Raw genomic sequence first — 20,329 nt, forward strand, 5'->3', positions numbered from 1 at the left:
GTTTGTTGTTGTTCCCGGTTTTTCGCTCCGCTTGATGCCGGCTCCTAGCCGACATTGCGGAGGAATTGCTTGAGCCTTTCGGATTTGGGCGCGCCGAACAATTGCTCCGGCGAACCTTCTTCCTCGACCAGCCCGTTGTAGAGATAGACGACATGCGTCGCGACCTCGCGGGCGAACTTCATTTCATGCGTCACCAGCACCATGGTGCGCCCCTCGCGCGCCAGGTCGCCGATCACCTTCAGCACTTCGCCGACCAGTTCCGGATCGAGCGCCGACGTCGGCTCGTCGAACAGCATGACGCGCGGATTGATCGCCAGCGCCCGGGCGATCGCGGCGCGCTGCTGCTGGCCGCCGGACAGGAAGGCCGGATAGACGTCGCGCTTCTCCGCCAGCCCGACGCGGGCGAGCAGCTTCTCGGCCTGGGCGATCGCTTCGTCGCGCTTGACGCCGAGCACGTGCACCGGAACCTCGATGACGTTCTCGATCAGCGTCATGTGGCTCCACAGGTTGAAATTCTGGAACACCATTCCGAGCCTCGAGCGGATGCGCTCGATCTGCCTGCGGTCGGCCGGAACGGTGTGGCCGTGGCTGTCGGCCTTGAGCTTGATCTCCTCGCCATTGACCCGGATGATGCCGCTGGTCGGGTTTTCCAGGCAGTTGATGCAGCGCAACAGCGTCGACTTGCCGGAGCCGGAGCCGCCTATGATGGCGACCACCTCGCCGTCGCGCGCCGACAGCGAAACGCCCTTCAGCACGTGCAGCTGGCCGAATTTCTTATGCAGGTTTTCGACATGGATGGCTTCGGCGGCGCCGCTTTGCGCCTTGCCGGATTGGACTGCGGCAGCTTCCGCCGCGCTCACCGGGCGACCTCGAAGGGAGGTCGTCGAACGTCTATCCGGCTAATCAACATACGCTGTGATGCCCACTCCAGACTTCAGCATGGACCCGACAGCGCGAGCCCGTCAATCCCGCTCATTACGGCACTTGCGGCGTTGTTGTGCAAGTGTATAAATAGCCTCTCATGAAATTTTTTCGATTTTTTTCAGCATAAAAGGGCATCGATGAGCGCTTTCGGATCACAGTCCATGGCGGCGCCGCTGCGGCGTGTGCTGATGCGTTCGGCGGTCAATGCCATGCGTGGCGCCGACAGGGCTGCCTGGCACTATGGCGCCGGCTTCAACCCGGCGAAAGCAGCCGAGCAGCATGCGGTCCTTGCCGAACTGGTGGCGGCCTCCGGCGCCGAAATCGAATGGATCGAGGACACGGCCGACGGTCTCGCGGATTCGGTGTTCACGCATGACCCGTCGCTGATGACCGGTCGCGGCGCGCTGATCCTGTCCATGGGCAAGCCCTTGCGCGCCGGCGAGCCCTCGCTGCATGAGGAAACCTATAAGAGGCTGGGCATTCCGATCCTCGGCCGTGTCGAAGCCCCCGGCCAGGTCGAAGGCGGCGATTGCGTGTGGCTGGATGCCCGCACGCTGGCGATCGGGCGCGGTGTGCGCTCCAACCAGGAAGGCATCCAGCAGCTTTCAAACCTGCTGGCGCCGCTGGGCATTTCCGTCTACGGCTTCGACCTGCCGCTGTGGCAGGGCGAAGAAGCATGCCTGCATCTGATGTCGGTGATCAGCCCGCTGGCCGACGACCTCGCGCTGGTCTATTCGCCGCTTCTGCCGGCCCCGTTCTATCAGATGCTGAAGGCGCGCGGCATCCGGCTGGTCGAAGGCGACCCGCAAGAGTTCGCCGCTTCCAACGGCCTCAGCCTTAACGTGCTTCCGACCAGCCCGCTCAAGGTCATTGCCGTGGCGGGCTTTCCCAAGACCAAGGCCGCGATGGAAGCCGCCGGTTGCACGGTCGAGATTTTCGAGGCGGATGCGCTCTGCATCGCTTGTGAGGGCGGGCCGACATGCCTGACGCGGCCGATCCTGCGCCAATGAATGCGCGCCGCAAGTTCCGCCGTGAGGGCGAGGAGCGGCGGCGGCAGGATCTGATCGATGCGACCCTGGACAGCGTGGCCGAGCATGGCCTCGAGGGCGCCACTGTCCGCACCATCGCCTTGCGAGCCGGCGTCACCGCCGGGCTGATCCGCCACTATTTCCCCGGCAAGGAAGATTTGCTGCAGGAAGCCTATGCGGCGTTGATGGGCCGCATGACCGAGCAGGCGAAAGCGGCCTTGGTCATGGAAGACGCCTCGCCGCGCCAACGGCTTGCGGCTTTCGTCACGGCCAACCTCAACGCGCCGATCATCGACCAGCGGGTGTTTTCGCTCTGGGCGACTTTCATAGGCCGCGCCGGCGCGGATCCGTCGCTCGCCCGCGCCCATCGCGAAGGCTATCTCGGCTTCCGCAACGAGGTGGAAGCAGTCGTAGCCGAAGTGCTCGCCGCCGAACGGCGCAAGCCGGACGCAGCCGAGCTGCGCCGCCATGCCATCGCGATCAACGCGATCATCGACGGGCTCTGGATCGAAGGCTGCCTGGCCGGCGAGATGTTCTCGCCCGGCGAACTGGCGGCAATTGGCATCAAGACTGTCGAGGCCGAACTCGGCCTCGTGCCGCCAGAGCAATTCCAGGAAAAGTGAGAAGCGGTTAGGTTCGGCCACTTCGCCGTAACTTTCCGTCCGGAATTGCGTAAGAAACAAAGCTCTAAGGGGAAAAAACCAATGACCACCATCGGCGAAGCGCTGATCACCCTGCTCGAAGCGCATGGCGTCGACACAGTCTTCGGCATTCCGGGCGTGCATACGGTCGAGCTCTATCGCGGCCTGGCGCGCTCGAAGATCCGCCATGTCACGCCGCGCCACGAACAGGGCGCCGGCTTCATGGCCGACGGCTATGCGCGCGCCGGCGGGCGGCCGGGCGTCGCCTTCGTCATCACCGGGCCGGGGCTGACCAACACCATCACCGCCATGGGCCAGGCGCGCGCCGATTCGGTGCCGATGCTGGTCATCTCCGGCGTCAATGCCACCGACACGCTGGGCAAGGGGCTGGGCTTCCTGCATGAACTGCCCGACCAGCGCGGCATGATGGAAAAGGTCGCGCTGTCTTCCGAACGTGTCACCGAGGCCCATGAATTGCCGGGCGCGCTTGCCCGCGCCTTCGCCGTTTTCTCCTCCTCGCGCCCGGGTCCGGTCCATATCGAGATCCCCACCGACGTCATGGTGAAGCCCGCCGATGATATCGCGGCCGCGCTGAGCAATGCCGCGCCACCCGCTCCGGACCCTGCGGCGATTGCCGAAGCGGCAAAGCTCATCAAGGCCGCGCGCCGGCCGCTGATCCTCGCCGGTGGCGGCGCAAGGAAGGCCGACGCTGCGCTGCGCCGACTGGCCAAGACGCTTGGCGCGCCCGTCGTCGAGACCGCCAATGCGCGCGGCCTGCTGCATGGCCATCCGCTGTGCGTGCCGGCCAGCCCAAGTCTGAAGGCAGTGCGCGCGCTGATGGCGGATGCCGATCTGGTGATCGCGGCCGGCACCGAGTTCGGCCCGACCGACTATGACGGCTATGGCGACGGCGGTTTCGTGCTGCCCAAGAACCTGATCCGCATCGATATCGGCGCCGACCAGATCGCGCGCCGGCCGGTGACGGTCGGCATCCAGGCGGATTGCGCCGAAGGCATCGAGGCTCTGTTCGCGGCGATCGGACCTGGTCACCCCGCGGCAGCCAACGGCGAGGCTCGCGCGGCCGTCGCGCGGAAGGCAGCGCAGGCCGAACTGAAGCCTGAGTACCTGGCGCAGGTGCGCGCCGTGGAAACAATCCGCGACGCGCTGCCGGGCGCCATCATCGTCGGCGATTCGACCCAGCCGATCTACGCCGCCAACCTCTATTACGACCACGACCGTCCCGGCGGCTGGTTCAACGCCGCGACTGGTTTCGGCGCGCTGGGCTACGGTCCGCCGGCGGCGATCGGCGCAGCGCTTGCCGTTCCGCAAGCGCCCGTGGTGTGCCTCACCGGCGATGGCGGCTTCCAGTTCACCTTGCCGGAAATCGGCGCCGCGCTCGACGCCGAAACGCCGGTGATCTTCGTCGTCTGGAACAACCGCGGCTATCGCGAGATCGAGACCTCGATGCTCGATGTCGGCGTCGAGCCGGTCGGCGTGTCGCCGGCGCCGCCGGATTTCTGCAAGCTTGCCGAGGCCTATGGCATCGAGGCCGAGCGGCTGGCCGGGGTCGGCGGTCTTGCCGAGGCACTGAAGCGCGCGCGGGCGGCCGGCAGCCCGCGCGTCATCGAAATCACCGTCGACTGAAGACTGTCGCGTCTGCCGGTCGGGCCATCGCGGCGCCGGCAGTTCGATGCCGCCGGCCGCGGTCCGACACATGCAAAGACGCTGCGCCTGCCATGTCGATATTTCAATTGAGTGACGACGTGAAAGGCGCGACGTTCCAATCTGAGGCGGCATAACCAAAAGAAATAATCATAAAAAATGACAGGAGCGGTCTAAGTATGACGGAAACGCTGAATGGCAGGCATATCGTGGTGACGGGCGGCACTGGGGCGCTCGGCGGCGCGGTTGTCGGCAGGTTGCTGGAGCAAGGCGCGATCTGCCACGTGCCGAACGCCCACGCGGCGGCCCCGCCGCATTTTCCCTACGCAGCCCATGCCAGCGTGCACCTAGCGCACAATGTCGACCTGTCGGATTCGGCCAAGGTCGAAGCCTTCTACCATCAGGTGCCCGCGCTCTGGGCCTCGATCCACCTTGCCGGCGGTTTCACCATGGCGCCGGTTGAAAAGATCGAGTCGGCCTCGTTCGCCGAGATGATGGACACCAACGCCCGCACGGCCTTCCTATGCAGCCGCGCCGCGGTGCGCTCGATGCTGGCGTCCAATACGGCAGGCCGCATCGTCAATGTCACCGCGCGCGCCGGCCTCGATCCCAGGCGCGGCTCCGGCATGGTCGCCTATACGGCCAGCAAGGCGGCGGTCGCGGCGATGACGATGGCCATGGCCGAGGAGCTGAAGCACAAGGGCATTCTGGTCAACGCCGTGGCGCCCTCGACGCTCGACACGCCCGCCAACCGCGCCGACATGCCCGATGCCGATTTCGCCAAATGGGTCAGCCTGGAAGCGGCCGCCGAGGCCATTGCCTATCTCGCCTCACCCGCCAACCAGGCGATGAGCGGCACGCTGGTCCCGCTCTACGGCAGGGCCTGACGCGGAAAGCCCCCGGACAAAAGAAACCCCGCCGGAGCGATCCGGCGGGGTTTCTTGTTTGGTATGCGAAAGGGCTTAGTTGCCCTGCTTCTTCAGCGCCGCGCCCAGGATATCGCCTAGCGAGGCGCCGGAGTCGGTCGAGCCGTACTGGGCGACCGCTTCCTTCTCCTCGGCGATTTCCAGCGCCTTGATCGAGACCTGCAGCTTGCGGGTCTTCTTGTCGAAGGCGATGACGCGGGCATCGACCTTCTGGCCGACGGTGAAGCGCTCGGGGCGCTGCTCGTCGCGGTCGCGCGAAAGGTCGGAGCGCTTGATGAAGGTCTCGATGCCGCTGTCGACCAGCCGCACGTCCAGACCGCCATCCTTCACGCCGATGACCTCGCAGGTGACGACGGCGTTCTTGCGCAGCTCGCCGCTGTTGGCCGCTTCGCCGACCGTGTCACGGGCCAGCTGCTTGATGCCGAGCGAGATGCGCTCCTTCTCGATGTCGACGTCGAGCACCTGCGCCTTGACCATGTCGCCGCGATTGTACTCTTCGATGACCTGCTCGCCCGGACGGGTCCAGTCGAGGTCGGAGAGGTGGACCATGCCATCCACGTCGCCTTCCAGGCCGATGAACAGGCCGAACTCGGTCTTGTTCTTGACCTCGCCCTCGACCTGGCTGCCGACCGGATGGCTCGAGGCGAAAGCCTGCCACGGATTCTCGAGCGTCTGCTTGAGGCCGAGCGAGATGCGGCGCTTGGCCGGATCGACTTCGAGCACCACCACGTCGACTTCCTGCGTCGTCGACAGGATCTTGCCGGGGTGCACGTTCTTCTTCGTCCACGACATTTCAGAGACGTGGATGAGGCCCTCGATGCCCGGCTCCAGCTCGACGAATGCGCCGTAGTCGGTGATGTTGGTGACGGTGCCCTTGATCTTCTTGCCGATCGGGAACTTGGTGCCGATATCCGACCACGGATCCGACTCGAGCTGCTTCATGCCGAGCGAGATGCGGTGGGTTTCCTGGTTGATGCGGATGATCTGCACCTTGACCGTCTGGCCGATGTTGAGGATCTCGGTCGGATGGTTGACGCGGCGCCATGCCATGTCGGTGACATGCAGCAGGCCGTCGATGCCGCCGAGGTCGACGAACGCACCGTAGTCGGTGATGTTCTTGACCACGCCTTCGACCACCTGGCCTTCCTCGAGGTTTTGCACGATTTCCGAACGCTGTTCGGCGCGGCTCTCCTCGAGCACGGTGCGGCGCGACACCACGATGTTGCCGCGGCGGCGATCCATCTTGAGGATCTCGAAGGGCTGCGGGTTGTGCATCAGCGGGGTGACGTCGCGGATCGGGCGGATATCGACCTGGCTGCGCGGCAGGAACGCCACGGCGCCGTCGAGGTCGACGGTGAAGCCGCCCTTGACCTGGTTGAAGATGACGCCTTCGACGCGCTCGCCCTTGGTGAACTTCTCTTCGAGACGGACCCAGCTCTCTTCGCGGCGAGCCTTTTCGCGCGACAGCATGGCTTCGCCAAGCGCGTTCTCGATGCGCTCGACATAGACTTCGACGGTGTCGCCGACCTTGAGAACGGATTCCTTGCCCTTGGCGCCGAATTCCTTCAGCGGCACGCGGCCCTCGACCTTGAGGCCGACGTCGATGATGGCCATGTCCTTTTCGATCGCGGTGATCGTGCCCCGGACAACCTGGCCCTCGCCGGAATGGCCGGCGGTGAATGATTCTTCGAGCATGCTCGCGAAATCGTCGCGAGACGGATTAGCTACTGACATTGTTTCTCCTGGAATACCCCGCATCTCGAGCGGGGCGGGCGCCGTGGGTTAGCGTTGCGTTGAGCCTGCCGGCGTTCCGGGCTGAAAGCCCTTGGCCGCTTTTTCAGGCGGCAAGTCCGGCGCATGAGAATGCTGGCAGGCTGGTTCGTGCCCGATATGGGTATTTTCTCTGCCTCCGGCAACGGAAGCCCAAGGAAAACCCGAATCAGGCCTTGTTTCTCTTGGCAAGGACCTCGTCTACGATCGCCATCGCCGCCAGAAACGCGGCCTCTATAGCCATTTCGCTGGTATCAAGCAAGTGCGCGTCCGCCGCCGGCTTCAATGGCGAGTCCGCGCGGCCCATGTCGCGCTCGTCGCGGCGCTCGATATCGGCGAGGATGGTGGCGAAGTCGGCGCTGCCGCCCATGCTCTCGATCTCGGCCAGCCGGCGCCGCGCCCGCACCGCGGCACTTGCCGTCACATAGAGCTTGATGTCGGCATCCGGGCACACCACCGTGCCGATGTCGCGGCCGTCGAGCACCGCGCCCGGCGGCGCCGTGGCGAAGGCCCGCTGCTTCTCGACCAGGATGCGCCGCACCGTGGGGATGACCGCGACCTTGGAGGCCGCCTCGCCCACCGCATGCGCCGACAGCACGGTACGATCGAGGTTCGAGAGGTTCACCTGCCGCGCCGCGGTTTCCGCGGCCGAGACATTGTCGAGCGGCAGGCCGAGCTCGAGCAGCTTGTGGGCCACCGCGCGATAGGTAAGGCCGGTGTCGAGCAGGTTCAGCCGGTAGTGGTCGGAAAGCCGCCGGGCCAGCGTGCCCTTGCCGGCACCGGCGGGGCCGTCGATGGCGATGGTGAAGCCGGTCGTCATTCGAACCCTCGCTGCAAGCGCTTCATTCCACCGGCGCTCGAATTCAGCCGCCGTGGTCTCGGAGGCCTCGAACTGCCTGTCCGAATTGATCTCATCGAGATCGGGGAAAGCTTCGGTGGAATTTCTTGTTCCACCAACCTCGGTATCATCCGATCCGTCGACAAGCTTGCCCCGGATGGCAAAGCCCACAGACCCATCGGCATAGAACTCTATAGTTCGGTTCTGGAAGCAATCGTCAGCAATTTCATACCAGAGATGAGATGGCTCTTCCTGTTTGTCATGCTTCCAATGGACGTGGACGTATCTCACTCGATCTCCGCGCCCAGGCCCGTCATCAGCCCCATGAACTCGGGAAAGCTCGTCGCGATCATGTTGGCGTCGTCGATCGTCACCGGCTTTTCTGTCGCCAGACCCATCACAAGAAAGCTCATGGCGATGCGGTGGTCGAGATGTGTTTTCACCTTCGTGTCCTGTCCGTTCGGATGCCCGCCAAGCCCCTTGCCGCCCGGCGTGCCGCGCACGGCGAGCGAAGCCTCGCCCTCGCTGCAGTCGACGCCGTTGAGCTTCAGCCCGTTGGCCACCGCCGCCAGACGGTCGGATTCCTTGACACGCAATTCCTCCAGGCCCTGCATCAGAGTCTCGCCTTCGGCAAAGCTCGCGGCGACGGCCAGCACCGGGTACTCATCGATCATCGACGGCGCGCGCTCGGCCGGCACCACGACACCCTTGAGATCGGAGGAACGGACCCGCAGGTCCGCCACGTCCTCGCCGCCGGCATTGCGCGGGTTGAGGATGTCGATGCGGCCGCCCATCTCCTGCAGCGTCAGAAGCAGCCCGGTGCGGGTCGGGTTCATCAGCACGTTCTCGATTGTAATGTCCGAGCCCGGTACGATCAGCGCCGCCACCAGCGGGAAGCCGGCCGAGGACGGGTCGCCGGGCACGGCGATCGTCTGCCCGGTGAGCTTGCCCTGGCCTTCGATGAAGATGTGGCGCACGCCGCGCTCGTCGGTCTCGACGGTCAAATTGGCGCCGAAGCCTTTCAGCATCTTCTCGGTATGGTCGCGCGTCATCACCGGCTCGATCACCGTGGTGATGCCCGGCGTGTTGAGGCCGGCAAGCAGCACCGCCGATTTCACCTGGGCGGACGCCATCGGCACGCGATAGGTGATGGGCGCGGCATGTTTCGGGCCGCGCAGCGTGATCGGCATGCGGTCGCCGGGTGCCGCCTTCAGCACCTGCACGCCCATCTGGCGCAACGGGTCGAGCACGCGGCCCATCGGCCGGCCCGAAAGCGAGGCGTCGCCGATGAAGGTCGTCTCCATGTCATAGGTGCCGACCAGGCCCATGGTGAGCCGCGAGCCGGTGCCGGCATTGCCGAAATCGAGCGGGCCTTCGGGCTGCAGCAATGCGCCGTTGCCGGTGCCGCGGATCACCCATTCGGCGCCCTTCTTCTCGACATGCGCGCCCATTGCCTGCATGGCCGCGCCCGTGCGCATCACGTCCTCGCCTTCGAGCAAACCGGTGATGCGGGTTTCGCCGGAGGCCAGGCCGCCGAACATGAAGGAGCGGTGCGAGATCGATTTGTCGCCCGGCACGCGCGCGGTGCCGGAAAGGGCAGGGGATTTGCGGGCCGTGGCTGGCTTAGCGCCGGCGGAGTGAGACATCCTCGTCTTCCAAATGAAATGCCGGCTGGCCGGCTCGGTTCGTCATGTTGCGGCGGTCTCGTATCACGGCGCGCTGCAATGGTCATCCCCTTGGCGCGGCCGTTCGAACGCGGGCTTTTACGACGCCGGCTTTTGGCTTTGACAGCGCCCGAAACTGCGGTTAAGGGGACCACTCTTTTGTTGACGAGGCCTGCTGTGGCAAAAACTGAACTTGGCACCAAGCGTGTCGACCCCGAAACGGGTCGGAAATTCTACGATCTCAACAAGGACCCGATCGTCTCGCCCTATACGGGCAAGAGCTATCCGCGCTCCTATTTCGACGAAGGCAAGATTTCCGCCATCGAGGAAGAAGAGGAGGTCGCTGACAAGGAAGTGGACGGCGACGAGGAAGAAAGCGCCGAAGTCGTTTCGCTCGAGGAAGCCGATGACGAGGCCAAGGGCGGCGGTGACGATCTTCCCGATCTCGGCGACGATGAGGATGAAGATGTCGATCTCGGCGACGATGACGACGACACCTTCCTTGCCGACGAAGAAGAAGAGGACGACGACGTCTCCGACATGATCGGCGTCGGCGACGACGAGGACGAGGTTTGATTTGATCGTTTGCCGGCCATTTTGGCCTGTGACGAAAAAGCGGCTTTTCAAGGCTTGATCTTGACCGAAGGCGGCGCTAGAAGCCGCCAGCACTAAACGACGGCGCGGTTCCCAACCGCGCCGGATCTCTTCGCCGGAAACGGCGCCGGCTGACTGCCGGGAGTGGGGCCATAGCTCAGTTGGGAGAGCGCTTGAATGGCATTCAAGAGGTCGTCGGTTCGATCCCGATTGGCTCCACCAAACAGTCCTTCTTATCTAGTTGGTAGAACAAATTTTTTTGGGAATGGGCGCGGCCAACCCTCACCAAGACCCTAACTTGGACGGTTTCTGTCAGCGATGGGAGCCTCCGCGTGACCAAGCCAAACTCCGGTTCTCGCGATGACGTAAAGCGGGAGTTTGAAGGCGTTGTGGAGGAATGACCTACGCCGTCTATTCGCCAGGATGGCGAAAGTCATCAAGCAGGGACATTGTCGCCGGTCATCCAACCGTCATGCTGTTGGCTTAACATCCACAAATCTAGATGGATGGATGCATGGACAAGGCTGCTGCTCTGCTCGCGCTGGCCGCGCTTGGCCAGGACACAAGGTTAGAGGCTTTCCGGCTGCTTGTGCGAGCGGGTTCAGAAGGCGTCCCAGCCGGCGAGATCGCATCCCAGCTCGGAACAGTGCAGAACACCATGTCAGCACATCTGAAGGTCCTCGACCGCGCGGGGCTGGTTCGCGCCGAACGCGACGGGCGGATCATCCGGTATCTCGTCGACATGAACGTCTTTCGCGATCTGCTGGCCTACCTGATGGAAGACTGCTGCGGGGGCGCACCAGAGCTTTGCCAGCCGGTCATCCAAGCGGCGACCTGCAAATGCTGACCACCTCAATCTCACCGGAGCCCCGCCACAGTGTCCGCTGACCTGCCGCGACGGCTCGCTGCCGAAGCACTTGGAACTGCCATGCTGGTCGCGGCTGTGATCGGGTCCGGCATCATGGCTGATCGGCTGACCCATGATATGGCGCTCGCCTTGCTTTGCAACACCCTGCCGACCGGCGCGATACTCGTCGTATTGATCACCATACTCGGCCCGATTTCCGGTGCGCACTTCAACCCTGCGGTCACGCTCGTGTTCGGCTTGAAGCACCAGATCGGCCGCGACGTCGCTTTCACCTACGTGGCAGCCCAGCTTGCTGGAGGCATTCTCGGAACGCTGGTGGCTCATGCCATGTTCGACATGCCGCTCTTCAGTCTCTCGACCACGATACGCTCGGGGTCTGGCCTGTGGATCGCCGAGGCCGTCGCGACCTTCGGGCTCGTCTTCACCATCCTTGCTGGTCTTCGCTTCCGCGCGGATGCCATCCCGTGGCTGGTTGGTCTCTACATCGTGGCCGCCTACTGGTTCACAGCCTCGACATCGTTCGCGAACCCAGCGGTGGCCGTGGCCCGTGCCCTCTCCAATACCTTCGCGGGCATCCGGCCGCTCGACGTCCCCGCCTTCGTCGCCGCTCAACTCGCTGGGGCACTGCTGGCAATGACGCTCGCCAGCTGGCTACTTGCGGAACCCCAAGCCCTCACGAAAGTGGAGCCTGCCGAATGACCATCACGATCTATCACAACCCCCAATGCGGCACTTCGCGGAACACGCTCGCCATGATCAGGCAGAGCGGCGAAGAGCCCGAGATCATCGAATATCTCAAGACGCCCCCCTCGCGTGCCAAGCTGGTTGAGCTGATCGCAGCCATGGGTATCACTCCGCGTGCCCTGCTGCGGGAGAAGGGAACGCCCTTTGACGAGCTTGGGCTTGCCGACCCGAAGTGGTCGGACGATGATCTGATCGACGCCATGCTCAAGCATCCGATCCTTATCAACCGTCCAATCGTCGTGACGCCGTTGGGTGCGGTCTTAGCGCGACCATCCGAGGCGGTGCTGCCGATCCTGCCCAATCCCGACATCGGCCCCTTCACCAAGGAGGACGGCGAGGTGGTGATCGACGAGAGCGGCAAACGGGTCGTCTGATCATATTTCGATCATTGTCGAAATAGGTGTTGACCTGCGTTGGCGGCGGGTGCAGTCTATTTCCATGAAACTCGAACAAGCCGCCAAACAGCTCGAAGCCATCGGCAACCCGACACGGCTCAAGCTCTATCGCACACTGGTCAGAGCCGGCGAAGCAGGCCGGCCGGTGGGGTACTTGCAGGACACCCTTGGCATCGCGGCCTCGACGCTGTCCCATCACCTGCATCGCCTCATTCTGAGCGGCCTCGTGACGCAGGAGCGGCAGGCGACGACCCTGATCTGTCGGGCCAACTATCCCATCATGCGCGACTTGATCGGCTTCCTGGCTGACGAGTGCTGTGCAGACGCCGCTTGCAGCGCGACGGAGAGCGACGCGGCGGCATAGTCTCTTTTTTTGCATCGTATTTCCATGATCCCGGAAGGATGGAAAAAATGTCAATGAATGACCATGACGCCCTCCCTGTCGCCGTCATCGGAGCTGGCCCGGTCGGCCTGGCGGCTGCCGTCCAGCTTATTCAAAGGGGGCTCCCGGTGAAGGTCTATGAGGCCGGCGCCGTTATCGCCACCAATCTCAAGGACTGGGGTCATGTTCGCGTGTTCACGCCTTGGCGCTACTGCGTTGATCAGGCAGCCCGAAAGCGTCTTGAGGAGAGCGGCTGGACGATGCCCGAGCCCGAGGCTTTCCCCACCGCTGATGAACTGATCGCCCGCTACCTTGAGCCGCTCGCAAAGCTCCCTGAACTCTCCTCATCCATCGAAACCAGCGCGCGCGTGGTTGGTGTTTCCCGTTGGGGCGCAGACAAGGTTCTGAGCAAAGATCGAAGGGCGCGACCGTTCATGCTGGTGGTCGAAACCGGGGAAGGCGTCAGACGCGACAGGGCGCGGGCCGTCATCGACGCCTCAGGCACGTGGCAGACGCCAAATCCACTTGGGGCCGGTGGTATCCCAGCGGAGGGCGAAGCGGAGTGCGCAGACAAGATCGCCTATGGCATTCCCGACATTCTCGGCCGTGATCGAACCGTCTATGCCGGCCGCGCCACGCTTGTTGTCGGCTCGGGCCATTCGGCCGCCAATGCCCTGCTCGATCTCGATAGGCTGGCTGCCCTTGAGCCTGGAACCGCTTTCGTCTGGGCGACACGCCGGACCGATCTGGTTCGCATCTACAGCGGTGGAGACTTGGATCAACTGCCGGCGCGCGGCGAGCTTGGTTCCGACGTTCGCGAACTGGCGGAGAGCGGGCGCACAAAGCTCGTTACTGGCTTCGCGACACTGGTCATCCGAAGCGCAAACGGCCGCCTGGCAGTCGAAGGCCAAACGAAGGACGGCCTACAAACGCTCGGGCCTTTCGACCGCATCATCGCAGCGACGGGCCAGCGGCCCGATCTGTCCCTCACCCGTGAGCTCAGGCTTGACCTCGATCCGTGGCTTGAGGGGGTCAAGGCGCTGGGGCCTCTGATCGACCCCAACGAACACTCCTGCGGCGACGTGCCCCCGCACGGCCATCGCGAACTCGGCCATCCCGAGCCCGACTTCTACACTGTCGGCGTTAAGAGCTACGGCCGTGCTCCAACCTTCTTGCTGCTGACCGGGTATGAACAGGTGCGGTCCGTCGCGGCGGCCCTCGCTGGCGACATGGCGGCTGCGGATGCGGTGCAACTGGTGCTACCCGAAACAGGCGTCTGTACGGTTCCCCAATCGACCATACGCGCGACCGCTGGCGGATGCTGTGGTGGCCCCGCTCCTTCCAAGACTGACGCCTGTTGTGTCGCCGATGCTGAAGCGAAGGCCGCAGGCAAGGGTGGCTGCGGGTGCGGGGTGGCAGCCTAATCGCATCACGCCCCGATGGAACGCAGCCGCCGAACGATCATCACCGTCCTCGGACTGACCCAGATCATGGCCTGGGGGTCGACCTATTATCTGCCGGCGGTCATTGCACCGAGGGTCGCCGCCGACACCGGCTGGCCACTGCCTTGGGTCGTCGGTGGATTGTCGCTCGGCCTGCTCGTCGCCGGGCTGATTTCACCTCGCGTCGGCTCATCCATTGAGCGCCACGGCGGCCGGAATGTCCTTGCGTTCAGCGCCGGCTGCATCGGCGTCGGCCAGATAGGGCTCGCTGCCTCGCCGAACCTCTTCGCCTACATCGCTGCTTGGCTCGTTGTTGGACTTGGGATGGGGGCAGGCTTGTACGATGCCGCCTTCGCGACCCTCGGCCGGCTCTACGGGCATAGCGCGCGCTCGGCTATCACAACCCTTTCGCTGTTCGGCGGCTTCGCCAGCACGATCTGTTGGCCGATCTCGGCCTGCCTGATGGGCGAGACGGGCTGGCGCGGCACATGCCTCGTCTATGCTTCGGTCCAGTTGTTGTTCGCCCTGCCCCTCTATCTCGGAATGTTGCCGCGTGGGGTGCCGCTGCCCGGCGTCCCAGACCGACCGGGGAAGGCGCAGGTTGGCACTCCCGTTCAGCCGGCCTCAGTTCCGATCATGGTCGTCCTGGCTGCCACGCTGACCTTGGCGGCGGTCATTTCGTCGACGGTGTCAGTTCATCTACTCACCATCTTGCAGGCCAGCGGCATGGCGCTCGCCGCCGCCGTTGGGCTGGGGGCACTGGTCGGCCCGGCTCAGGTGTCGGCGCGTGCCGTCGAGATGGTCATCGCCCGCTACCATCATCCAATCTGGACCAAGTTCGCGTCGGTGAGCTTCGTGGCCATCGGCATTGGTGCGCTCTGGGTCGGGGTTCCGATGGTGCCTGTGGCGCTGGCGTTCTACGGTGCCGGCATCGGTCTCGAAACGATAGCGCGAGGCACGCTGCCGCTCGCCCTGTTTGGCGCTGCGGGATACGCGAGGATGATGGGACGTCTCGCCATGCCCAGCTTGATTGCTCAGGCAGCAGCGCCGTCGGTCGGGGCGTTGTTGTTGGAGCATGTCGGCGCTCACGGCACGCTTGCTGCTCTGGTTGGCTTGGCGCTGCTGAATGTCGGGCTGGCGTGTGCCTTGGGCTGGCTAATCTTTCGGCATCGAGCCGCCATGCTGGTTCAGGTGCATGGCGGGAGTTCGACCGGGACCTAGCCAGAAAGTCCTAAGAGCGGGAGCGTGTTCAAGCTCACCATAGATAACTCTCCGGATTTGATTTTTTTGCGGAGATTGGCTCCACCAAACAGTCCTTCTCCGACCACGAGTTTTCCGGCGGCCGAAAATAGTCCGCTGCCCTTTACAAGCCTGGACCATCGTTTCGCGAAACGCCTGAACGACGCGCGGGAGATTCGCGGTCCTTCGTCAGCAATCGAAGCGATCATCTCGCAGCTGTGATGGAATCCCCGTTGACAACGAACATCGCTTTGTGAAACGGTGAGAACGTTCTCAGAGAACGTTCTCACCGCAGCTGCGACCTTACCTTGGGAGGAGGTATGAGCACCGACGAGACGCGGCTAGCCGTCCGCATCGCCAAGATTGCGAAATCCTACGGGCCGACCGTCGCGCTCGATTCCGTCTCCATCGACCTGCGTCCGGGCGAAGTCCATGCGCTGCTGGGCGAGAACGGCGCCGGCAAGTCGACGCTCGTGAAGATCCTCAGCGGTGTGGTGAGGCCGGACAGCGGATCGATGTCGATCTTAGGCTCACCCTATACGCCGCACGGCATCGTCGATGCGCGCACGCAAGGCGTGGCGACCGCTTTCCAGGAACTCAGCCTGCTGCCCAACCTCAGCATCGCCGAGAATCTGATGCTGCCGAAAATGCCGAGGGGCATGCTCGGCCTCGCCTCGCACCGCACGGCCATGGCTTCCGCCGGCAGGATCCTCCAGGATTATGGTCTCGCGCATTTCGATCCCGACACGCCGGTGGGCGTGCTTTCGCTGTCGGACCGTCAGCGGCTCGAAATCGTCCGCGCCTTCACCCATGCCGCGAAACTGCTGATCCTCGACGAGCCGACGGCGGCGCTGGCCGACGTGGAATGGCTGTTCGAGCTCGTGCGCCGGCAAAAGGCCCTGCAGACCGCCATCCTCTATATCTCCCATCGCCTCGGCGAAGTGCGCACCTTGTGCTCGCGCGCCACCATCTTGCGCAACGGCCGCAGCATCGGCACCGTCGAGCTTTCGGGCGCCTCCGACGCAAACATCTTCGAGATGATGGTTGGCCGCAGCGCGCGTGAGGCCGTCAACGCGTTGCCGGCGACGGGCGATGCCGCGCCCATAGCGCTCGGCGTCAAAGGCCTCTCGGGCGGCATCCTGAGCGACGTGTCGTTCAATGTCAGGCAGGGCGAGATCGTCGGCATCGCCGCGCTCGAAGGGCAGGGCCAGCGCGACCTGTTCAGGACGCTGATCGGACTTACCAAGGCCAAGGGCGGAAGTGTCGAGATCGACGGCGTGCGCGCCCAGATCGCCAGCCCGGGCGCCGCGCTCCATTTCGGCAACGGCCTCGCCTATCTGCCCGAGGATCGCAAATCGGAAGGTATCCTCGCCGGCCTCACCACGGCCAGCAACATGGTGCTGCCGATCATCTCCCGCATCGCGCGGGGCGGCATCGTCTGGCCCGCCGGTGAGCGTCGCGTCGCGCGCGAAACCGCCGCGGCGGTCGACCTGCAGGAGCGCTACCTGCATTTCAAGATCGACGAGTTGTCCGGCGGCAACCAGCAGAAGGCGCTTTTGGCGCGCGTCATCATGACCGGCGCGCGCACGCTGCTGCTCTTCGATCCGACGCGAGGCGTCGATGTCGGAACCAAGCAGTCGATCTACGAGGCGATCCGCAAATTCGCCGCCGATGGCGGTTCCGTGCTCTTCTATTCGTCCGAGCTGCCGGAACTCGTCCATCTCGCCCATCGCTGCATCGTGCTCTATGGCGGCCGCATCTTCGCCGAATACCAGGGCGACGCGATCGACGAGCAGACGATCGTCGGCGCGCTGATCGGCCATGCCCGGGGCACGAAGACGGGAGTGGCGGCATGAGCGCGATAGCGGCAAATACGGCACCCCGCCGCTCGCCCTTCTGGCGCGCCGTCATCAGCGGCACCGGCATCGTCGCGCTTATCTATGTGCTGCTCTACGCGCTCTATGCGTTCTGGCAGCCCGATGCGCTCTCGGTCTACACATTCACCGACCTCGTCAACAATTCGACGCCGCTGGCGCTCGCGGCGGCGGGCGAGACGCTGGTCGTCATCAGCCGCGGCTTCGACCTGTCCGTCGCGGGCGTCGTCTCGCTCACCAACGTGCTGATGGCCGTCTATCCGCTCGACGGTCCGGGCGGGGCGCTGGTCAGCCTCTTGATGTGCTGCGCCATTGGCGCCTTCGTCGGCATGATCAACGGCATCCTGGTCGCCAGGCTCGGACTTCAGACCATCGCGGCGACGCTCGGCACCATGATCGTCTGCCAGGGACTGGCGCTGGTCATTCTCGACGCGCCCGGCGGTATGGTCGCCGACTTCGTCACCTACACCTTGACCGATACGCTCTTCGGCGTCGTTCCGATCGCCGGCCTGTTCCTGGTCGCCGCCGTCGTGCTGTGGCTGGCCTTCCGGCGAACCAACACCGGTATCGGCCTCTATGCGATCGGCGCCGACGAGCAGTCGGCCCGTTTCTCCGGCGTCGCCGTCTCCGGCGTTCGCATCACCGCCTTCGTCGGCGCCGGCATCCTCTACGGCGTCGCCGGCTTCATGCTGAGCGCCCAGACCGCCACCGGCAATCCGACGGCGGGCACGCCGTTCCTGATGCTCACCTTCGCCGCCGTGGCGCTCGGCGGCACGCCGCTCAGCGGCGGCCGCGGCAGCCTCGTCGGCTCCATCCTCGGCGCCGGCACGCTCATGCTTCTGCAGAAGGTGCTGTTCTCGGGCGGCGTGTCGTCTTTCTACACCGGCATCTTCCAGGGCTTCGTGCTGGTGCTTGCGATCGTCTTCGGCAACACGGTGGCGCGCCTGCTCAAGAAGGACGAAGCCCGGTGAACGCGCACAAGGACATAGCGATGCCTTTCGACGCCTCCTCCGACCAGCGCGGCAGGCAGAAGCTCGACCGGGAAACGGTGAACACGCTTGTCGTGTTCGGCCTGAGCATCGTGCTCGTGGTGTGCTCCCGATTCATCAGCCCAGCGCTCGGCTCCTGGAGCCAGGTGCTCACGGTGCTGATCCTCGCCTCGTTCCTGATCATCCTGTCCTTCGGCCAAGGCCTCGTTATTCTGATCGGCGGACTGGATCTCTCCATCCCCGCCCTGATCACGCTCGGCGGCGTGCTGACGACGACCTGGATCGGCACGGGCGACGCCGGCATCTGGTACATGCTGCCCGCCATCCTGGTCATCTGCGCCATGGTCGGCGCGGTCAGCGGCATCGGTATCGTCTGGCTCAAGGTGCCGCCCTTCATCATGACGATGGCGACGTCGATCGTCGTCGCCTCAGTGGCGCTCGGCTATACCAGCGGCACGCCGCGCGGCGGTTCGCCATCGGCTCTCCTGTGGCTGATGAAGGCGTGGTTCCTCGGCGTGCCGGTGGTCATCTACTTCACCCTCGCCTTCATCGTGCTCGGCTGGCTGTTGCAGAACTTCACCGCGCTCGGCCGCCGGCTGCGCGCGCTCGGCACCAACAGGAACGCCGCGCTCATCGCCGGCGTCAGCGTCAACCGGCTCGAGCTCGTTCCCTATGCCATCAGCGCCGCCTGCGCCGGCTTCGTCGGCATGATGCTGGTCGGCTACTCGAACGGCGCGACGCTCAGGATGGGCGACAGCTACATGCTGCCGTCGATCGCCGCCGTCGTGATCGGCGGCTCCTCGATCCTCGGCGGCAGCGGAACCTTCATCGGGACGGTCGGCGGCGCGATCCTTCTCACGACGCTCGGCACGATGATCTCGGCCATCGGGCTGAGTGAAGGATGGCGCACCATCATCGAGGGCGCGATCATCGTCGGGGCGCTGCTGCTGCTGCGGGGCGAGTTCCTGACCCACATCGGAAATCGGATGCTGACGCGAAGGAAATGACCATGCGCCCGCATGCCAATGCTTTTTGTCCAATTGTGAGAACGTTCTCACAAGCTCTGGTCCGGCACCTGAAAGGGCCAAATTCCAAAGGGAGGTTAATGGAAATGAAGCTGTTGAAAAGACTGGGACTGGCCGCGTCGCTGACGCTTGCCACAACCGCGGGCGTGGCGACGGTCGTCGACCATGCCGAAGCGCAGGACAAGAAGCTCAAGGTCTATCTGTCGCTGAGCTACAGCGGCAACTCGTGGCAGTCGGAGGCCGCCAACATCGTCAAGGCGCTGGCGCAGACGCCGCCCTACGACAAGACGGTGGAGCTGAAGGAGGTCATCTCCGGCACCGATCCGCAGGCGCAGATCTCCGCCTATGAAAGCATGATCCAGGATGGCGCCGACGGCATCATCAGCTTCCCGATCTCGTCGACGGCGCTGAACCGCACCATCCATCGCGGCTGCCAGAAGGGCGTGCTCTTCTTCATGTACGACGCGACGGTGACCGAGCCCTGCGCCTACAATGTCAGCTACATCACCGCTGGTTTCGGCGAGAACTCTGCCCAGGCGCTGGTCAACATCCTCGGCGGCAAAGGCAACATCTTCTTGAGCCGCGGCGTTCCGGGCAACTCGGTCGACAAGCGTCACACCGACGGCGCCATGCACATCTTCAAGCAATATCCCGGCATCAAGGTTGTCGCGGAATACTATTCCTACTGGGACGACCGCACCACGCAGCAGGAGACGGCCAAGGCGCTCGCCGCGCATCCGGACGTCGACGGCATCTGGGCCCAGGCCGGCGAATACGGCGCGATCCAGGCGCAGCTCGACAAGGGCAACAAGCTCGTGCCGATGACCGGCGAGAACTCCGACGGCTTCCGCCTTGGTCTGGCCGATCCGAAGATGCAGGGCATGGGCCTCAAGGGCGTCTCGGCCGGCTCGCCGCCCGCGACCTCCGGCTATGCCTTCAAGCTGATGATGGAGATCCTGACCAAGAAGCGCGAGCTGAAGCCGATGAACATCGAGTACCCGCTGCCGTGGGTGCCGGCCGATCAGGTCAAGCCCTGCAAGGGCGATACTTTCGCCGATGGCTGCAACGTCTTTCCGTCCGACAAGGTGCCCTCTTCCTTCGTCACCGAGGTCTTCAATCCAGAGCTCCTGCCGGAACTGTCGCTGCAGTCGGCGCTGGAAGGCAAGCCGACGCCGGGTGCGACGATCCAGCCGCTGCCGGCCGATGTGAAGCAGGCGCCCGACGCGCCCGGCATCAACTGCTCGTCCTGCAAGGCCCCGGCCGACGAATACAAGCTCACCAAGATCGAGCCGACGGTTAAGCCCTGACGATCGCAATGCGACAG

20 protein-coding genes, 1 tRNA gene and 1 pseudogene are annotated in these 20,329 nt (G+C 64.4%); 17 read left to right on the top strand and 5 right to left on the bottom strand.

Features of this window, described 5'->3' with window-relative positions:
* Positions 1 to 44: 44 nt before the first annotated feature.
* Positions 45 to 860 (bottom strand): ABC transporter ATP-binding protein, encoded by an 816-nt coding sequence (locus LB572_RS09725; RefSeq protein ID WP_140802295.1) that lies wholly within the window; start codon positions 858 to 860, stop codon positions 45 to 47.
* 201 nt (positions 861 to 1,061) lie between these two features.
* Between LB572_RS09725 and LB572_RS09730 the strand changes: the two genes are divergently transcribed.
* The 4 genes from LB572_RS09730 to LB572_RS09745 all read left to right on the top strand — a co-directional run bounded on the left by LB572_RS09730 (position 1,062) and on the right by LB572_RS09745 (position 5,142).
* Positions 1,062 to 1,934, top strand: coding sequence for a dimethylarginine dimethylaminohydrolase family protein (locus LB572_RS09730; protein WP_224667576.1), 873 nt, complete (start codon positions 1,062 to 1,064; stop codon positions 1,932 to 1,934).
* The gene (locus tag LB572_RS09735; RefSeq protein WP_224667577.1) at positions 1,904 to 2,575 is read left to right on the top strand and encodes a TetR family transcriptional regulator C-terminal domain-containing protein; all 672 of its coding nucleotides are present in this window, start codon (positions 1,904 to 1,906) and stop codon (positions 2,573 to 2,575) included. The genes LB572_RS09730 and LB572_RS09735 overlap by 31 nt, the downstream gene beginning before the upstream one ends.
* Positions 2,576 to 2,656: 81 nt before the next feature.
* Entirely contained in the window at positions 2,657 to 4,237 is a 1,581-nt protein-coding gene (locus tag LB572_RS09740) for a 5-guanidino-2-oxopentanoate decarboxylase (RefSeq protein ID WP_224667578.1), read from the top strand.
* A 197-nt stretch (positions 4,238 to 4,434) separates the two neighbouring features.
* Positions 4,435 to 5,142 carry an SDR family NAD(P)-dependent oxidoreductase gene (locus LB572_RS09745; protein WP_224667579.1) on the top strand — a complete coding sequence of 236 codons (708 nt, stop codon included), beginning with the start codon at positions 4,435 to 4,437 and terminating at the stop codon, positions 5,140 to 5,142.
* A gap of 75 nt (positions 5,143 to 5,217) precedes the next feature.
* On the opposite strand, the gene rpsA is transcribed toward LB572_RS09745, so the two are convergent.
* The 4 genes and pseudogenes from rpsA to aroA all read right to left on the bottom strand — a co-directional run bounded on the left by rpsA (position 5,218) and on the right by aroA (position 9,435).
* Positions 5,218 to 6,915 carry a 30S ribosomal protein S1 gene (rpsA, locus tag LB572_RS09750; protein WP_224667580.1) on the bottom strand — a complete coding sequence of 566 codons (1,698 nt, stop codon included), beginning with the start codon at positions 6,913 to 6,915 and terminating at the stop codon, positions 5,218 to 5,220.
* 205 nt (positions 6,916 to 7,120) lie between these two features.
* Entirely contained in the window at positions 7,121 to 7,771 is a 651-nt protein-coding gene (gene cmk / locus LB572_RS09755; protein WP_140802381.1) for a (d)CMP kinase, read from the bottom strand.
* A 30-nt stretch (positions 7,772 to 7,801) separates the two neighbouring features.
* Positions 7,802 to 8,080, bottom strand: a pseudogene (locus LB572_RS34690) (DUF6881 domain-containing protein); the annotation flags it as partial.
* On the bottom strand, positions 8,077 to 9,435 hold the full coding sequence (gene aroA / locus LB572_RS09760; protein ID WP_224667581.1) for a 3-phosphoshikimate 1-carboxyvinyltransferase: 1,359 nt from the start codon (positions 9,433 to 9,435) through the stop codon (positions 8,077 to 8,079). The pseudogene LB572_RS34690 and the gene aroA, both read right to left, overlap by 4 nt.
* A gap of 195 nt (positions 9,436 to 9,630) precedes the next feature.
* Here aroA and LB572_RS09765 point away from each other — a divergent pair, with 195 nt between their 5' ends.
* The 13 genes from LB572_RS09765 (at position 9,631) to LB572_RS09825 (ending at position 20,312) form a co-directional block, all read left to right on the top strand.
* On the top strand, positions 9,631 to 10,029 hold the full coding sequence (locus LB572_RS09765; protein ID WP_140802304.1) for a TIGR02300 family protein: 399 nt from the start codon (positions 9,631 to 9,633) through the stop codon (positions 10,027 to 10,029).
* Between the two features lie 164 nt (positions 10,030 to 10,193).
* A tRNA-Ala gene (locus LB572_RS09770) sits at positions 10,194 to 10,269 on the top strand.
* Between the two features lie 292 nt (positions 10,270 to 10,561).
* On the top strand, positions 10,562 to 10,894 hold the full coding sequence (locus LB572_RS09775) for an ArsR/SmtB family transcription factor (RefSeq protein WP_224667582.1): 333 nt from the start codon (positions 10,562 to 10,564) through the stop codon (positions 10,892 to 10,894).
* Positions 10,895 to 10,924: 30 nt separating this feature from the next.
* Entirely contained in the window at positions 10,925 to 11,614 is a 690-nt protein-coding gene (locus LB572_RS09780; protein WP_140802306.1) for an aquaporin, read from the top strand.
* Entirely contained in the window at positions 11,611 to 12,033 is a 423-nt protein-coding gene (gene arsC, locus LB572_RS09785; RefSeq protein ID WP_224667583.1) for an arsenate reductase (glutaredoxin), read from the top strand. Before LB572_RS09780 ends, arsC begins: the two co-directional genes overlap by 4 nt.
* Positions 12,034 to 12,097: 64 nt before the next feature.
* The gene (locus tag LB572_RS09790) at positions 12,098 to 12,418 is read left to right on the top strand and encodes an ArsR/SmtB family transcription factor (RefSeq protein WP_140802308.1); all 321 of its coding nucleotides are present in this window, start codon (positions 12,098 to 12,100) and stop codon (positions 12,416 to 12,418) included.
* A gap of 53 nt (positions 12,419 to 12,471) precedes the next feature.
* Positions 12,472 to 13,860, top strand: a complete 1,389-nt coding sequence (locus LB572_RS09795; protein ID WP_224667584.1) for an NAD(P)-binding protein — start codon at positions 12,472 to 12,474, stop codon at positions 13,858 to 13,860.
* Between the two features lie 15 nt (positions 13,861 to 13,875).
* Positions 13,876 to 15,099: an MFS transporter gene (locus LB572_RS09800; RefSeq protein ID WP_224667585.1), complete on the top strand. Its 1,224-nt coding sequence runs from the start codon at positions 13,876 to 13,878 to the stop codon at positions 15,097 to 15,099.
* A gap of 24 nt (positions 15,100 to 15,123) precedes the next feature.
* The gene (locus LB572_RS09805) at positions 15,124 to 15,339 is read left to right on the top strand and encodes a hypothetical protein (RefSeq protein WP_224667586.1); all 216 of its coding nucleotides are present in this window, start codon (positions 15,124 to 15,126) and stop codon (positions 15,337 to 15,339) included.
* Between the two features lie 98 nt (positions 15,340 to 15,437).
* Positions 15,438 to 16,973, top strand: coding sequence for a sugar ABC transporter ATP-binding protein (locus LB572_RS09810; RefSeq protein WP_224667587.1), 1,536 nt, complete (start codon positions 15,438 to 15,440; stop codon positions 16,971 to 16,973).
* A complete protein-coding gene (locus LB572_RS09815; RefSeq protein ID WP_224667588.1) occupies positions 16,970 to 17,962 on the top strand; it encodes an ABC transporter permease in 993 nt (330 codons plus the stop codon). Before LB572_RS09810 ends, LB572_RS09815 begins: the two co-directional genes overlap by 4 nt.
* On the top strand, positions 17,959 to 18,987 hold the full coding sequence (locus tag LB572_RS09820) for an ABC transporter permease (protein WP_224667589.1): 1,029 nt from the start codon (positions 17,959 to 17,961) through the stop codon (positions 18,985 to 18,987). Before LB572_RS09815 ends, LB572_RS09820 begins: the two co-directional genes overlap by 4 nt.
* A gap of 104 nt (positions 18,988 to 19,091) precedes the next feature.
* Positions 19,092 to 20,312, top strand: coding sequence for a sugar ABC transporter substrate-binding protein (locus tag LB572_RS09825; RefSeq protein ID WP_224667590.1), 1,221 nt, complete (start codon positions 19,092 to 19,094; stop codon positions 20,310 to 20,312).
* Positions 20,313 to 20,329: the final 17 nt, after the last annotated feature.

This window comes from Mesorhizobium sp. BH1-1-5 (assembly GCF_020165615.1).
Lineage (GTDB): Bacteria > Pseudomonadota > Alphaproteobacteria > Rhizobiales > Rhizobiaceae > Mesorhizobium.

Excerpts from the sequence above, each read along its gene's own strand:
- LB572_RS09735 (WP_224667577.1), top strand. The coding sequence starts at position 1,904 with ATGCCTGACGCGGCCGATCCTGCGCCAATGAATGCGCGCCGCAAGTTC.
- rpsA (WP_224667580.1), bottom strand. The coding sequence starts at position 6,915 with ATGTCAGTAGCTAATCCGTCTCGCGACGATTTCGCGAGCATGCTCGAA.
- LB572_RS09800 (WP_224667585.1), top strand. The coding sequence starts at position 13,876 with ATGGAACGCAGCCGCCGAACGATCATCACCGTCCTCGGACTGACCCAG.
- aroA (WP_224667581.1), bottom strand. The coding sequence starts at position 9,435 with ATGTCTCACTCCGCCGGCGCTAAGCCAGCCACGGCCCGCAAATCCCCT.
- cmk (WP_140802381.1), bottom strand. The coding sequence starts at position 7,771 with ATGACGACCGGCTTCACCATCGCCATCGACGGCCCCGCCGGTGCCGGC.
- LB572_RS09730 (WP_224667576.1), top strand. The coding sequence starts at position 1,062 with ATGAGCGCTTTCGGATCACAGTCCATGGCGGCGCCGCTGCGGCGTGTG.
- LB572_RS09795 (WP_224667584.1), top strand. The coding sequence starts at position 12,472 with ATGAATGACCATGACGCCCTCCCTGTCGCCGTCATCGGAGCTGGCCCG.
- LB572_RS09740 (WP_224667578.1), top strand. The coding sequence starts at position 2,657 with ATGACCACCATCGGCGAAGCGCTGATCACCCTGCTCGAAGCGCATGGC.
- LB572_RS09775 (WP_224667582.1), top strand. The coding sequence starts at position 10,562 with ATGGACAAGGCTGCTGCTCTGCTCGCGCTGGCCGCGCTTGGCCAGGAC.
- arsC (WP_224667583.1), top strand. The coding sequence starts at position 11,611 with ATGACCATCACGATCTATCACAACCCCCAATGCGGCACTTCGCGGAAC.
- LB572_RS09810 (WP_224667587.1), top strand. The coding sequence starts at position 15,438 with ATGAGCACCGACGAGACGCGGCTAGCCGTCCGCATCGCCAAGATTGCG.
- LB572_RS09790 (WP_140802308.1), top strand. The coding sequence starts at position 12,098 with ATGAAACTCGAACAAGCCGCCAAACAGCTCGAAGCCATCGGCAACCCG.
- LB572_RS09815 (WP_224667588.1), top strand. The coding sequence starts at position 16,970 with ATGAGCGCGATAGCGGCAAATACGGCACCCCGCCGCTCGCCCTTCTGG.
- LB572_RS09745 (WP_224667579.1), top strand. The coding sequence starts at position 4,435 with ATGACGGAAACGCTGAATGGCAGGCATATCGTGGTGACGGGCGGCACT.
- LB572_RS09825 (WP_224667590.1), top strand. The coding sequence starts at position 19,092 with ATGAAGCTGTTGAAAAGACTGGGACTGGCCGCGTCGCTGACGCTTGCC.